Source organism: Hymenobacter daeguensis, from assembly GCF_054780555.1.
Map to the genome: position 1 here is coordinate 38,490 of NZ_BAAGWC010000015.1, position 12,432 is coordinate 50,921.

The window sequence follows — 12,432 nt, forward strand, 5'->3', positions numbered from 1 at the left end:
CGGGGGTGAGGTCCCGTCGCGAGCACAATCCCCACCCAGTAGCCTCCCGTAACCATGAGCGCCACGCTAATCCTCTACAACGGCCGCATTCACACCGTGGATGCGCAAAACCCCACCGCCACCGCCGTGGCCATCGAAGACGGCAAGTTCCTGGCCGTGGGCGATGACGCGGCCATCCTGCAGCTGGCCGATGAGGCCACGACGCGCATCGATTTGCAGGGCAAGTGCGCCATTCCGGGCCTGAACGACTCGCACATTCACCTCATTCGGGGCGGGCTGAACTACAACCTGGAGCTGCGCTGGGACGGCGTGCCCTCGCTGGCCGATGCCCTGCGCCTGCTGGCCGCCCAGGTGGCCCGCACGCCCACGCCGCAGTGGGTGCGCGTGGTAGGGGGATGGACCGAGCAGCAGTTTGCCGAGAAGCGCATGCCGACGCTCGACGAGCTGAACGCCGTGGCCCCCGACACGCCCGTGTTTATCCTGCACCTCTACGACCGGGCCCTGCTCAACCGGGCCGCGCTGCGGGCCGTGGGCTACACCCGCGACACGCCCGCGCCGCCCGGCGGCCAGATTCAGAAGGACAGCCGCGGCGAGCCCACCGGCCTGCTGCTGGCCACGCCCAACGCCATGATTCTGTATTCGACCCTGGCGAAGGGGCCGAAACTGAGCTACGAATACCAGGTTAATTCGAGCCGCCATTTCATGCGCGAGCTGAACCGCTTCGGCATCACGAGCGTGATTGACGCGGGCGGCGGCTTCCAGAATTTCCCCGACGACTACCAGGTTATCAACGAGCTGCACGAGAAAAAGCAGCTCACCGTCCGCATTGCCTACAACCTGTTTACGCAGCGTCCGAAGCAGGAGTACGAGGACTTTGATGCCTGGACGAAGTCGGTGAAGCTGTACCAGGGCGACGAGATGTACCACCACAACGGGGCCGGCGAAATGCTGGTGTTTTCGGCCGCCGACTTCGAGGACTTCCTCCAGCCCCGCCCCGATTTGCCGGATAACATGGAAGCCGAGTTGGAGCGCGTGGTGCGCCTGCTGGTCGAAAACCGCTGGCCCTTCCGCCTGCACGCCACCTACAACGAGAGCATCACCCGCTTCCTCAACGTGTTTGAGCGCGTCAACCGCGACATGCCCTTCAACGGCCTGCCCTGGATTTTCGACCACGCCGAAACCATCGACGAGCGCAACATCGACCGCGTGAAAGCCCTTGGCGGCGGCATTGCCGTGCAGGACCGCATGGCCTTCCAGGGCGAGTATTTCACGGAGCGCTACGGGGCCGAAGCCGCCCAGCACACCCCGCCCATCAAGCGGATGCTGGAAACCGGCGTGCCCGTGGGCGCCGGCACCGACGCCACCCGCGTGAGCAGCTACAACCCCTGGGTGGCGCTCTACTGGATGACGACCGGCCGTACCGTGGGCGGCTTGCAGATTTACTCCGACGCCACCCGCCTGAGCCGCGAAACGGCCCTGGAGCTCTACACCCGCGGCAGCGCCTGGTTCTCGAACGAACAGGACCGAAAGGGCAGCATCAAAGCGGGCATGCTGGCTGATTTGACGGTGCTGGACCAGGATTACTTCACCGTGGACGAAGCGGTTATCAAGGAGATTGAGGCCGAGCTGACCATCGTGGGTGGCAACATCGTGTACGCCAAGGGCGGTTTCGGCAGCCACGGCCCCGAGCCGCTGCCCATCCTGCCCGACTGGTCGCCCACGGCCCTGCAAAACGGCTACTACCCCGCCAACCCGGCCTACCGCGTCACGGCCAACCGGCCGGCTGCCAGTGCGGCGGCCCCGATGGCTCAGCAGCAGCTGCTGGCGCAGGTGCACTGCTGCGCCGGCAGCTGCAACGTGCACGGCCACGCCCACGAAAAAGCCCGCCTGAGCAACGTGCCGGTGACGAACTACACGGCTTTCTGGGGCGCGCTGGGGTGCTCGTGCTTCGCGTTTTAGGGCGGCCGGTTCACCTCACCCCCTGACCCCCTCTCCCGCGGAGAGGGGGCACCGGTTCAGCTTCTTCCCAAACCGTCAGGCTCCCCTCTCCGCGGGAGAGGGGCCGGGGGTGAGGTTTTCCGTTGGGCTAAGCCACTTTTTACTTCATAATCATGCTCGACCTACTCAAAACCCTGCTTTCCTCCGATGCCGGCAGCGCGCTCAACAACTGGGCGCTGCTGGGCTTCCGGGTGCTGCTGGCCGTGGAGCTGTTTCGGGTGCACGGGCTGCGTAAGTTTCAGCACGAGCCGGGCGAGGCGGCCGAGGTAGTGCCCAATCCGCTGGGGCTGCCGGCGGCCCTCAACCAGCTGGTGGCTACGTTTTCCGATACGGTGGTGCCGGTGCTGGTGGTGCTGGGCATCGGCACGCGGCTGGCGGTGCTGCCCACCATCGGCGTTACGGCCATTGGCTATTTCGTGGTGCACCGCCACGATTCGGTGGCGGTGCGCGACGTGCCCTACATCTACACCATCTGCTTTCTGCTGCTGCTGTTCCTGGGCCCCGGCACCCGCTCCGTCGACCACTATTTGTGGACGCTGCTCACTCCTTAACTCCGACTTATGGCGCTGGAAATTGAAACCCGAATCAAGCACCTGAGCATATTGCTCACGCTGGTGGCCGGCTTCTGCGACACGGTGACCTTCGTGGCGGCCGATTCGCTGTTTTCGGCCCACGTCACCGGCAACTTCATCGTGTTTGCCTACGACGCGGTGCACCACGTCGATGCCCACGCCTGGACCAAGCTGGTCAGCTTCCCGGTGTTTGTGGCGGCCGTGGTGGCGGGGCGCTGGATAGGCGGCCGGGCCCCGAGCCGCTACGCCCTGCTGCTCTGGGAAGCGGGCCTGCTGCTGGCCGCCGGCGGGCTGGTGCTGGCCCTGCTGGTCCTGCACGACCGCACCGTGGGGCTGATGCAGCTGGCCGCCATGCTGGTGGTGTTTGCCATGGGCCTGCAAAACGCCTTCGGCCGCCTGTTCGCCAAGGAAACCTACGGCCCCACCACCGTCATGACCGGCAACGTGACCCAGGCCACGCTCGACGTGGTGGCCTGGCTGCGCACGCCCGGCCCCGCGGCCGGGCAGGTGGCGGGGCTCCGCAAGCAGCTGCTGATGATTGGGGCTTTTCTGCTGGGCTGCCTGGCGGGGGCCATTGCCGCCAGGGTGGCGGGCTTGGTGGTGGTGGCGGGCGCGGGGGCCGCGCTGGCGGTGGCGGCGCTGGGCTGGCACCGGCAGGCGCAACGCGAGGTCAGCGGTTCAGCCCTTCTTTCTTAACTAATTCATTTTATGTCCATCCCGCTGTTTTCACCGCTTCAAATCCGCAGCCTGACGCTGAAAAACCGCCTCGTTATGTCTCCTATGCAGCAATACGAGAGCACCGATGGGCTGGTGAATGCCTGGCACCTGGTGCACTTGGGGAGCCGGGCAGTTGGTGGCGTGGGGCTGATTATTACGGAAGCCACGGCCGTAGCGCCCAAGGGCCGCAACACGCTATTCGATACCGGCTTGTGGAACGAGGCGCAGGTGGCGGCGTGGCGGCCCATTGTGGAATTTGTGCAGGCGCAGGGCGCCAGAATAGCGGTGCAGCTGTGGCACACGGGCGGCAAGGGCAGCCACGCCCACCCCACCGCCGGCTTCCACTACCTGCCCCCGGCTGAAGGCGGCTGGACTACCAAAAGCGCCTCAGCCGTTTCGCTCGACCATCAGCACACGTCCGAAGCCCTGACCCTGCTCGAAATCCAGGCCCTGATAACGGACTTTGCCCGGGCCGCCGCCCGGGCCGTGCAGGCGGGCTTCGATGCCATTGAGCTGCACGCGGGCCACGGCTACCTGTTTCACCAGTTCTACTCGGCTTTGGCCAACCACCGCCACGATGAGTACGGCGGCAGCTTCGAAAACCGGATTCGGCTGCTGGTTGAAACGGTGGGCGCCATCCGGGCCGTCATCCCCGCCGGAATGCCGCTGCTGGTGCGCCTCTCGGCCGTCGATTTTTCCGATGAAGAACATGCCTGGCACCTGCCCGATTCGGTGCGGCTAACGGCCGTGTTGCAGCAGCACGGCGTGGATGTCGTCACGGCCTCGGCTGGCGGGTTTGGCATGCCTGACAAAGCCAAAGTGGTACCGCTCTACCAGGTGCCGTACGCCGAAAAAATCCGGGCCACCACCGGCATTCTTACCGGCGCCGTGGGCCTCATCACCACGCCCAAGCAGGCCAATGACCTTATTGCCAACGGCCAGGCCGACCTCGTGCTGCTGGCCCGCGAGCTGCTGCGCGACCCCTATTTCGCCCTGCGTGCCGCCACCGAGCTGCACGCCGAAACGCCAGTACCCGCCCAATACCTCCGCGCTTTTCCCAAGCCAGCTCGCTAGTTAATGGCCGCTGCGCATTCTACCCGCGGCCCTTTTTCTTCATTTTACGCCAACGCGCATGCCCACCTACGACACCCTCACCGAAGCCCTTGCCGACCTGCGCCGGCGCGACTACACCCTCGACTACAACTTGGTGAACGGGCTGGCCCATTGCGAACAAGTGCCGGAAGACCTGCGCCCGGAGGAGCTGGCCATCAGGGAAGTGTACCGCTTCGAGGGCGATTCCAGCCCCGACGACAACATGGTGCTCTACGCCCTGCAGTCGCGCCCCAACCCGGCCCACAAGGGCGTGCTGGTAGCCGCCTTCGGCCCCGATATTGAAACCGCCGCCGCTGATTTTCTGCAGCGCCTGCACAACCCGCAGCACGCGTAGCAGTTGCCGCCATGCGTAGTCTGCTACAAATGCCGCGCCCGGCGCTGCTGGCCGCGCTGCTCGGTGTGGCCTTGCCAGGCCGCGCCCAGGAGCACCTGCTGGCCCCGCCCGCCTACCGCATGGAGCGCGCCCGGGAAGATTACCGCTACCTGGCCAGCGACACCAGCACCGTGCGCCCCGACCTGTTCGACCCCATCAAATTCATCCCGCTCACGGCTTCCAAAAGCAGTTACCTGAGCCTTGGGGGCGAAATCCGGCCGCAGTACGTGCTGGTGCGCCACAACGACTGGGGCGCGGGCGAAGAGGACCGCAGCGGCTACCTGCTGGAACGCTACATGCTGCACGCCGACGTCCATGTTGGCCCGCACGTCCGGCTGTTCGGGCAATTGAAAAGCGGCCTCGCGCACTTCAAATCCTACGCCCCCGAAGTGACCGAGGAAGACCAGCTCGACCTGCACCAGGCTTTCGTGGACCTCAGCACCGGCGCTGGCGCGCGCAGCCTCACGCTCCGGCTGGGCCGCCAGGAAATGGCCTACGGCTCGTCGCGCCTGATTTCGTGGCGCGAGGCACCCAACGTGCGCCAGACCTTCGACGGCGGCCGGCTGATGTGGCACCTGCAGGAGCTGCAGGTCGATGGCTTCGTGACCCGGCCGGCCACCACCAAGCCCGGCGTTTTCGACGACAGCTCCAACCCCAACGTGTGGTTCTGGGGCCTGTACGGCGTGAAAAACCTCCAGCCGCTCAGCGGCGGCATCGACCTGTACTACCTCGGTTTCGACAATAAGCTGGCCCGCTACCAGCAGGGCACGGCCGCCGAGCGCCGGCACTCGGTGGGCACCCGGCTGTGGGGCGCGCCCGGCCCCTGGCGCTACAACGCGGAGGCCGTGTACCAGTTCGGCCGCTTCGGCGCCGGCAACATCCGCGCCTGGACGGCTTCCGGCGAGTTTGGCTACCTGTTCAAAACGCTGCCGCTGCGCCCGCTGCTGCAGCTGCGCACCGAGTACATCAGCGGCGACCAGAACCGGGATAATCCCGATTTGCAGACCTTCAACCCGCTGTTTCCCAAGGGTGCGTACTTCGGTCAGGCCGCCCTCATCGGACCGGCCAACTTGTTCGACCTGCACCCGGTGCTCACGCTCTACCCGGCCCGCACCGACGATTTCGCCCTGAGCTTCGACTGGGACTTTTTCTGGCGCGCCAGCTCGGCCGATGGCCTCTACAGCGTGCCCTACGTGCTGAACCGGCCCGGCAACGCCGGCCAGTCGAAGTACATCGGCAACCAGCTGACCATGGAGCTGGACTGGCAGGCGCAGCGCCACTGGGAGCTGGAATTGTTCGTGACCTACTTCCAGGCCGGCGCTTTCCTTGAACAGTCCGGCCCCGGCCGCAACCAGACCTATGTGTCGCCCCGCGTCACGTTTCGCTTCTGATAGTCACCCGTTTAGGAAGTCAGAAGAATTAAAAAGGAACGTCATGCTGAGCTTGTCGAAGCATCTCTACTAATTCGTTGAAGCGGCTTATACGAAGCGGTAGAGATGCTTCGACAAGCTCAGCATGACGTTTAACAACTTGCTAAACAGGTTAATACACACCTTTATTCCTCGCTACATACTTCATTTTCTTCCCCTCTATGAACAAAACGTTTGTACTCGTCCACGGCGCCTGGTCGGGCCAATATGCCTGGTCGGAAATAACTCCCTTGCTGGAACAAGCCGGGCACCGCGTGCTGGCCTTCGACCTGCCGGGGCACGGCGACGATGCCACGCCTCTGGAGCAGCTCACGCTCGACCGCTACGTGGCCGCCACCGTCGGCCGCATCGAGGCCGAGCCGGGCCGCGTGGTGCTGGTGGGCCACAGCATGGCCGGCATGATTATCTCGCAGGTGGCCGAGCACATTCCTGACCGCATCGGGCAGCTGGTGTACGTGTGCGCCTACCTGCCGCAAAACGGCCAGAGTGCCTTCGACTTCAACGACCCCGACAGCCTGCTGCCGCCCAACCTGGTGGTGGCCGCCGACCAGCGCACGGCCACCATCAAGCCCGAGGCCATCGTGCCCATCTTCGCGGCCGACTGCCCGGCGGCCATTCAGCAGCTGGTGGTGGCCCGGCACCGGCCCGAGCCGCTGGCGCCCTTCCAGGCCAGGGTGACGCTGACGGACGCCCGGTTCGGCCAAGTGCCCAAGTGCTACGTCGAAACGCTGAACGACGTGGGCATCAGCACCAACCTGCAGCGCCGCATGCTGCTCGCCAACGGCACCGTGGCCCACGTCTCGGCCCTGGATTGCGGCCACAGCCCGTTTTTCGCCCGCCCGCAGGAGCTGGCCGATATTCTCACTTGCTGAGGCCCCGCCGCTCGCGGGTGAGGCCGCGCCGCCGGGCTACTTCGCCACGGCTGGCGCTGCCTCGGTGGCCAGCGGCTTCAGTTCTCCGAATACCGTGGGTATCAGCTCCGCCACCGTGGGGTGAATGAACATATTGCCGCGCATGAAGGCGGCGGTTTGCCGAGCGTACATGGCCGTGATGATGCAGTGAATGGCCTCGTCGCCGCCCACGCCCACGATGCTGGCCCCCAGAATCTGGTCGGTTTCGGCGTGCACCAGCACCTTGATGAAGCCCTTGGTTTCGCCTTTTTCCACGGCCCGGCCCACTTTGGTCATGGGCCGCTTGCCCACCAGCGCGGGGATGCCGGCGGCGCGCAGCTCATCTTCCGTCTGGCCCACTTTGGCAAAGGGCGGGTCCAGGTAAATGGCCGAAACGGGCAGCCGGTCGCTCACGCGGCGCTGGCCGTGGTCGAGCAGGTTGGCGGCCACAATCTCGAAGTCGTTGTAGGCCGTGTGCGTGAAAGCGCCCCGCCCGTTGCACTCGCCCAGCGCCCAAATGCCCGGCACGGCCGTTTGCAGCTGCTCATCCACCGGAAGGTAGCCGTGCTTATCGGCTTGCAAACCGGCTTTTTCCAGGTCTAAATCATTGGTGTTGGGCTGGCGGCCCATGGCCAGCAGCAGGTGCGAGCCCTGGCTCGGGGCCGGGTCGGCTTCGCATCTGACGTGCACCACGGGCCGGCCGTTTTCCTGCGCCAGGCTAATGCACTCGGCCCCCAGCCGCAGCGTAATGCCCTCGCTGGCCAGGATATCGGCCACGGCGGCGGCCACGTCCGCATCGTCGTGCGGCAGCAGGCGCGGGCTGCGCTCCACGATGGTTACTTCCGAGCCCAGGCGCCGAAACAGCTGCGCAAATTCCAGGCCCACCGCGCCGGCCCCCACAATGACGAGGTGCGTCGGCAGTTCTTCCAGCGCCAGAATGGTGCTGCTGGTCAGGTACGGCACGGCGTCGATGCCGGGCAGCGCCGGGCGGGCGGGGCGGGCCCCCACGTTCAGAAAAATGTGCCGGGCTTCCAGCACTTCTTCGCCCACCTGCATGGTGGTGGGCGATACAAACCGGGCCGTGCCATCGAAAACGGTGCAGCCGGGCAGGTGGCGCAGCCAGTTTTCCAGGCCGGCGCGCGAGGCCTGCACCACGGCGTCTTTCCGGCTTTTCACCTTGCGCAGGTCCACGGCCAATGGCGCCGTGGGCTCCAGGCCGTAGTCGGCGGCCCGGCGCAGGGTGTGCGCCGCTTTGGCGCTGGCAATCATGGCTTTGGTGGGCGTGCAGCCGGTATTGACGCAGGTGCCGCCGAAATTCTTGCGTTCCACCAGGCCCACCGTCCAGCCCGCCGCCGTGAGCCGGCCCGCCAGCGACGGCCCCGCCTGCCCGGCCCCGATAATCAGTGCGTCAAAGGAATGATTCATGCGGGGATGCGGGAAGAGGTTGGCTTGCCGCAAAGTACGTCAGGCGGCGCTTGCCAAAGCAGCTGCGGCAGTGACTTCGACGGCCAGAACGGCGTAGAGACGCCTACTGGCGTCTAGTCGTTGAACGAGGATGTTGAACCGCCCAAGCTGCGCACCAGCACCGCGCAACGCTAAACAACGAAGCTGTTTAGAAAGTCCATCAGCACGACGTTTTACTGATTGTTGGTGACTTCCTAAACAGCTTCACCATCAGCTACGAGGAGGCCGCCAGGTGGCGACGGAAATCGGTGGGCGTGGTGTCGTAATGCTTCTTGAACAGCTTGTTCAAATGGCACACGTCCGTAAAGGCCAGCTCCTCGGCTATCTGCGAAACGGTGAGCGTGCTCAGCAGCAGCCGGGTTTCCACCATTTTCAGCTTGTAGCGCAGAATGTACTGGCGCAGCGACTCGCCGGTTTCCTGCTTGAACAGCGCGCTCAGGTGCTTGGGCGAATAGGCAAATTCGGCCGCCAGGTGCTCCACCCGCAGAAAATCGGGCTGCGCGATGTACCGCCGAATGTGCGCCAGCAGCCGCTGCACGAAGTTTCCGGCGTGGGAAACCGCGGGCGGGGTGGCCGCCGCCGGGCCCGTGAGCCGCCGGCCCACAAAGCTCAGCACGGCCCCCATCAGCGACTCGGCCAGCGTGTTGTTGAACGGCTGGCCCCGGTTTTCAAACTCAGCAAACAGGATGCCGAGCAAGGCCTCAAACTGTTGCTGCCCGGCGGCATCCAGCTCGATGGTGCCGGCCAGGCCCAGCGACGCGTGCAAGGTGTAGTCGCGCAACTGCTGCCAGGCTCCGGGGTGAATCCCGCTGGCCGTCAGGGCGGTCAGGTACGCCTCCGTGAACCGCAGCACGCCGAAGCTGGTCGACTGCTCGATGATGAAGGAGTAGTCGTCGGCGGGGCCCAGCACAAACAGGCTGCCCCGCTGGTAGCCGCGCGACTGCTGGTTGATGACGACCACGCCGCTGCCGGCGCGAATGCTGATGAGTTCGAAATGATTGCGCAAATGGCGTGGCCCCGCCCAGTTGTCTGCCTCAAATTCCTCGACTTCCAGTGGTTCGTGTTGAATGTGGCATTTCATAGCAAAAAAGAAGAATGGCGAACAACGGTGTTCCAGACCGGCCTTTGCCAACGGGGTGCCAGCCCTGATTAGGAAGATGGGCATCTTAATCAACTATTTGATATATTGTGTATTAAAGAGGTTTTTGAACCCCGGATAATGCTTCCATAACCTCCGACAATGCGTAGACTCCGAAATATCGGAGGCCCGCTCGGAGCGGGTCGGAGGCTTGCGTAATTTGCAGGAACGTCCATCTGTGCGGCCTACTGTTGGGTCGCGTCTGCTGCCATGCTGGAAAATCGCCCCGAACTCTCGCCCGCTGCCAGTATCCTCATCGTGGAAGATGAGTTTCTGATTGCCAACAACTTGCAGCGCATTCTGACCAAAGCCGGCTACCAGGTAAGGGGCCTGGCCAAAAGCGTGGCCGAGGCGCGGCGGCTCCTGGCGCAGGCGGTGCCCGACATCGTGCTGCTCGACATTTTCCTGAAAGGCGAGGAAACCGGTATCGACCTGGCCCACTGGCTCAATGAGCAGCACATCCCGTTCGTGTTCCTGTCGGCCAACCTCTCCGACAGCGTGCTGGAGGCGGCGAAAGTGACTCACCCGTTCGGCTTCCTGAACAAGCCTTTTCGCACCAAAGACGTGCTCACGACCCTGGAAATAGCCCGCTACCGGCACGCGCACAGCACCGAAGCCAAGCTGCGCCAGCAACAGCAGATTCAGGTAGCCGTCAACAACGCCATTATCACCCTGCACGACCGCGACCAGCTCAGCCTGGCCATTGCTGCTCAGATTGATAGGCTGGTGCCGTTTTCCTTTCTCAACCTCCGCATCGGCCTGCCCGAGGAACAGTCCTTCTATTGGGTGATGCTGCGCAAAACGGCCCTGGGCACGTTCGAGCGCATTCACTTGCCGGTGCTGCTGGGCCCCGAGGCCTCGGACGAGCTGCTGGAAAAGCTGACCCAGGAAACCCCCGACCGGCTGGGCGAGCAGCCCGGCATCTTCACCGGGCCGGCCTTCGAGGCGCTGTGCGCGCAGTACCTCACGGCGCGGGCCATTCGCGATACGTTTGGGGTGCAGTCGCTGCTGGTGCTGCCGGTGGTGCTCAAGCGGCGCTCCTTCACCAACCTGCAGCTGGCCCGCACGGGCCCGGAAGGGTTTGCGCCGGCCGATTTTGAGGCCATCAACCTGGTTATCTCGCAGATTGCCCTGGCCCTGGACAACCTGCTGGCCTGCGAGGAGATTGACGAGCGCCGCCGCCAGAAAACGGCCGAGCTGGCCGTGGCCGGCGCCTTCCAGAACGGCAAAACCATGTCGGAAATAGCGGCCGTAGTGGCTGCCGCCATCAACGAGCGGATGCCGGGCATCGACTTGCTGAGCATCTACCAGGTGGGGCAGCAGCCCGGCACGCCGTTCGATACCACGGTGCAGAAGCAGAATGGCGTTTTTACGCCGCTCCGGCCGGACGAATTGATACTGCCCGCCGCCATCTCGCCCCTGGGCTGGCAGCAGCGCGTGGCAGATATGGAAGCCTGGCTACTGCAACCCACGCTGAAAGTAGGCCGCCACAGCCAGGATGCCGCCGGCCGCGAGCATAGTCCGGTAGCTCAGCTTTATGGCGAATTGCTGGGCCTGCAATCGTATATGCACGTGCCCGTTATGAGCAAGGGGGAGCCGGTGGCCGCGCTGGTCGTGGCCAGCAAAGCCGCATATGCCTTCACCGTCAAAGACCTGCAAAACCTGCAAGCCCTGAGCGGCGAGCTGGCCCTGGCGCTGGAAAACCTGCTGGCGTTCGAGCGCATCAAACTGCTGAGCGAGCAGCTGGAGCAGGAAAAAACCTACCTGAGCGAGGAAATCAAAACCAGCCACAACTTCGAGGAAATCGTGGGCACGAGCCCGGCCCTGCTGGCCGTGTTCGAGGCCATCGAGCAGGTGGCGCCCACCGACTACACGGTGCTGGTGACCGGCGAAACCGGCACCGGCAAAGAGCTGGTGGCGCGGGCCGTGCACAACCGCTCGCGCCGCCAGGGCCGCGCCATGGTCAAGGTGAACTGCGCCGCCCTGCCTCCGCAGCTCATCGAATCCGAGCTGTTTGGGCACGAGCGGGGCAGCTACACCGGGGCCACCGACAAGCGCATCGGCAAGTTTGAGCTGGCCCACGGCGGCACCATCTTTCTGGATGAGATTGGCGAGCTGCCGCTGGAGGTGCAGGCCAAGCTGCTGCGCGTGCTGCAGGAGCGCGAGATTGAGCGCATCGGCGGCCAGGGGCCCATTGCGGTGGATGTGCGCATCATTGCGGCCACCAACCGCAACCTCCAGGCGGAAGTGGCCGCCGGCCGCTTTCGCGCCGACCTCTACTACCGGCTCAACGTGTTTCCCATTCTGGTGCCGCCGCTGCGCGAGCGGCCCGAGGACATACTGCCCCTGACGGCGTTCTTCCTGCAGAAAATCAGCAAAAGCCTGGGCAAGCCCCTCACCGGCCTGGCGCCGGCCATGCGCCAGCAGCTGCTGCACTACGCCTGGCCGGGCAACATCCGGGAGCTGGAGCACGTCATCGAGCGGGCGGCCATCCGGGCGCGCTCCGCCACGCTCGAACTCACCGAGCCCCTGACGGCCAGCCCGCTGCCGGCGGCGGCACCCGCTTCGGCCCCGGTAAAATCCATGCAGGAAGCCACCCGCGAAATCATTCTGGCGGCCCTGGCCAAGTCCAACAACCGCATTCGGGGCCAGGGCGGCGCGGCGGAGCTGCTCAACCTTAAGCCCACCACGCTGGAATCGCGCATGAAAAAGCTGGAAATCAAAGTAGGATAGGCGC

The 12,432-nt window shown here is 64.8% G+C and carries 10 protein-coding genes; 8 read left to right on the forward strand and 2 right to left on the reverse strand.

Features of this window, described 5'->3' with window-relative positions:
- The first annotated feature begins 54 nt into the window (after window positions 1-54).
- From ACYVHT_RS16020 to ACYVHT_RS16050, 7 genes are all read left to right on the forward strand, one after another.
- Window positions 55-1,959 (forward strand): amidohydrolase, encoded by a 1,905-nt coding sequence (locus ACYVHT_RS16020; RefSeq protein WP_460553952.1) that lies wholly within the window; start codon window positions 55-57, stop codon window positions 1,957-1,959.
- A gap of 152 nt (window positions 1,960-2,111) precedes the next feature.
- Complete coding sequence (locus ACYVHT_RS16025) at window positions 2,112-2,549, forward strand: DoxX family protein (RefSeq protein WP_460553955.1); 438 nt, start codon at window positions 2,112-2,114, stop codon at window positions 2,547-2,549.
- Between the two features lie 9 nt (window positions 2,550-2,558).
- A complete protein-coding gene (locus ACYVHT_RS16030; RefSeq protein ID WP_460553958.1) occupies window positions 2,559-3,266 on the forward strand; it encodes a YoaK family protein in 708 nt (235 codons plus the stop codon).
- 12 nt (window positions 3,267-3,278) lie between these two features.
- Window positions 3,279-4,361, forward strand: coding sequence for an NADH:flavin oxidoreductase/NADH oxidase (locus tag ACYVHT_RS16035; protein ID WP_460553960.1), 1,083 nt, complete (start codon window positions 3,279-3,281; stop codon window positions 4,359-4,361).
- A gap of 58 nt (window positions 4,362-4,419) precedes the next feature.
- Window positions 4,420-4,734 carry a phosphoribosylpyrophosphate synthetase gene (locus ACYVHT_RS16040; RefSeq protein ID WP_460553963.1) on the forward strand — a complete coding sequence of 105 codons (315 nt, stop codon included), beginning with the start codon at window positions 4,420-4,422 and terminating at the stop codon, window positions 4,732-4,734.
- Window positions 4,735-4,745: 11 nt separating this feature from the next.
- Window positions 4,746-6,164, forward strand: a complete 1,419-nt coding sequence (locus tag ACYVHT_RS16045; RefSeq protein ID WP_460553966.1) for an alginate export family protein — start codon at window positions 4,746-4,748, stop codon at window positions 6,162-6,164.
- Between the two features lie 200 nt (window positions 6,165-6,364).
- Window positions 6,365-7,075, forward strand: a complete 711-nt coding sequence (locus ACYVHT_RS16050; RefSeq protein ID WP_460553969.1) for an alpha/beta fold hydrolase — start codon at window positions 6,365-6,367, stop codon at window positions 7,073-7,075.
- A gap of 36 nt (window positions 7,076-7,111) precedes the next feature.
- Here the strand turns inward: ACYVHT_RS16050 and ACYVHT_RS16055 are convergent, their stop codons facing one another.
- Together ACYVHT_RS16055 and ACYVHT_RS16060 are read right to left on the reverse strand one after the other, a co-directional pair.
- The gene (locus ACYVHT_RS16055) at window positions 7,112-8,518 is read right to left on the reverse strand and encodes an FAD-containing oxidoreductase (protein WP_460553972.1); all 1,407 of its coding nucleotides are present in this window, start codon (window positions 8,516-8,518) and stop codon (window positions 7,112-7,114) included.
- Between the two features lie 253 nt (window positions 8,519-8,771).
- Window positions 8,772-9,638, reverse strand: a complete 867-nt coding sequence (locus ACYVHT_RS16060; RefSeq protein ID WP_460553974.1) for a helix-turn-helix domain-containing protein — start codon at window positions 9,636-9,638, stop codon at window positions 8,772-8,774.
- Between the two features lie 267 nt (window positions 9,639-9,905).
- Between ACYVHT_RS16060 and ACYVHT_RS16065 the strand changes: the two genes are divergently transcribed.
- Window positions 9,906-12,428 (forward strand): sigma 54-interacting transcriptional regulator, encoded by a 2,523-nt coding sequence (locus ACYVHT_RS16065; RefSeq protein ID WP_460553977.1) that lies wholly within the window; start codon window positions 9,906-9,908, stop codon window positions 12,426-12,428.
- Window positions 12,429-12,432 lie beyond the last annotated feature (4 nt).

What these genes read in the sequence shown, in the direction of transcription:
- ACYVHT_RS16035 (WP_460553960.1), top strand. Translation starts at nt 3,279, where the DNA reads ATGTCCATCCCGCTGTTTTCACCGCTTCAAATCCGCAGCCTGACGCTG.
- ACYVHT_RS16030 (WP_460553958.1), top strand. Translation starts at nt 2,559, where the DNA reads ATGGCGCTGGAAATTGAAACCCGAATCAAGCACCTGAGCATATTGCTC.
- ACYVHT_RS16060 (WP_460553974.1), bottom strand. Translation starts at nt 9,638, where the DNA reads ATGAAATGCCACATTCAACACGAACCACTGGAAGTCGAGGAATTTGAG.
- ACYVHT_RS16020 (WP_460553952.1), top strand. Translation starts at nt 55, where the DNA reads ATGAGCGCCACGCTAATCCTCTACAACGGCCGCATTCACACCGTGGAT.
- ACYVHT_RS16045 (WP_460553966.1), top strand. Translation starts at nt 4,746, where the DNA reads ATGCGTAGTCTGCTACAAATGCCGCGCCCGGCGCTGCTGGCCGCGCTG.
- ACYVHT_RS16050 (WP_460553969.1), top strand. Translation starts at nt 6,365, where the DNA reads ATGAACAAAACGTTTGTACTCGTCCACGGCGCCTGGTCGGGCCAATAT.
- ACYVHT_RS16040 (WP_460553963.1), top strand. Translation starts at nt 4,420, where the DNA reads ATGCCCACCTACGACACCCTCACCGAAGCCCTTGCCGACCTGCGCCGG.
- ACYVHT_RS16065 (WP_460553977.1), top strand. Translation starts at nt 9,906, where the DNA reads ATGCTGGAAAATCGCCCCGAACTCTCGCCCGCTGCCAGTATCCTCATC.
- ACYVHT_RS16055 (WP_460553972.1), bottom strand. Translation starts at nt 8,518, where the DNA reads ATGAATCATTCCTTTGACGCACTGATTATCGGGGCCGGGCAGGCGGGG.
- ACYVHT_RS16025 (WP_460553955.1), top strand. Translation starts at nt 2,112, where the DNA reads ATGCTCGACCTACTCAAAACCCTGCTTTCCTCCGATGCCGGCAGCGCG.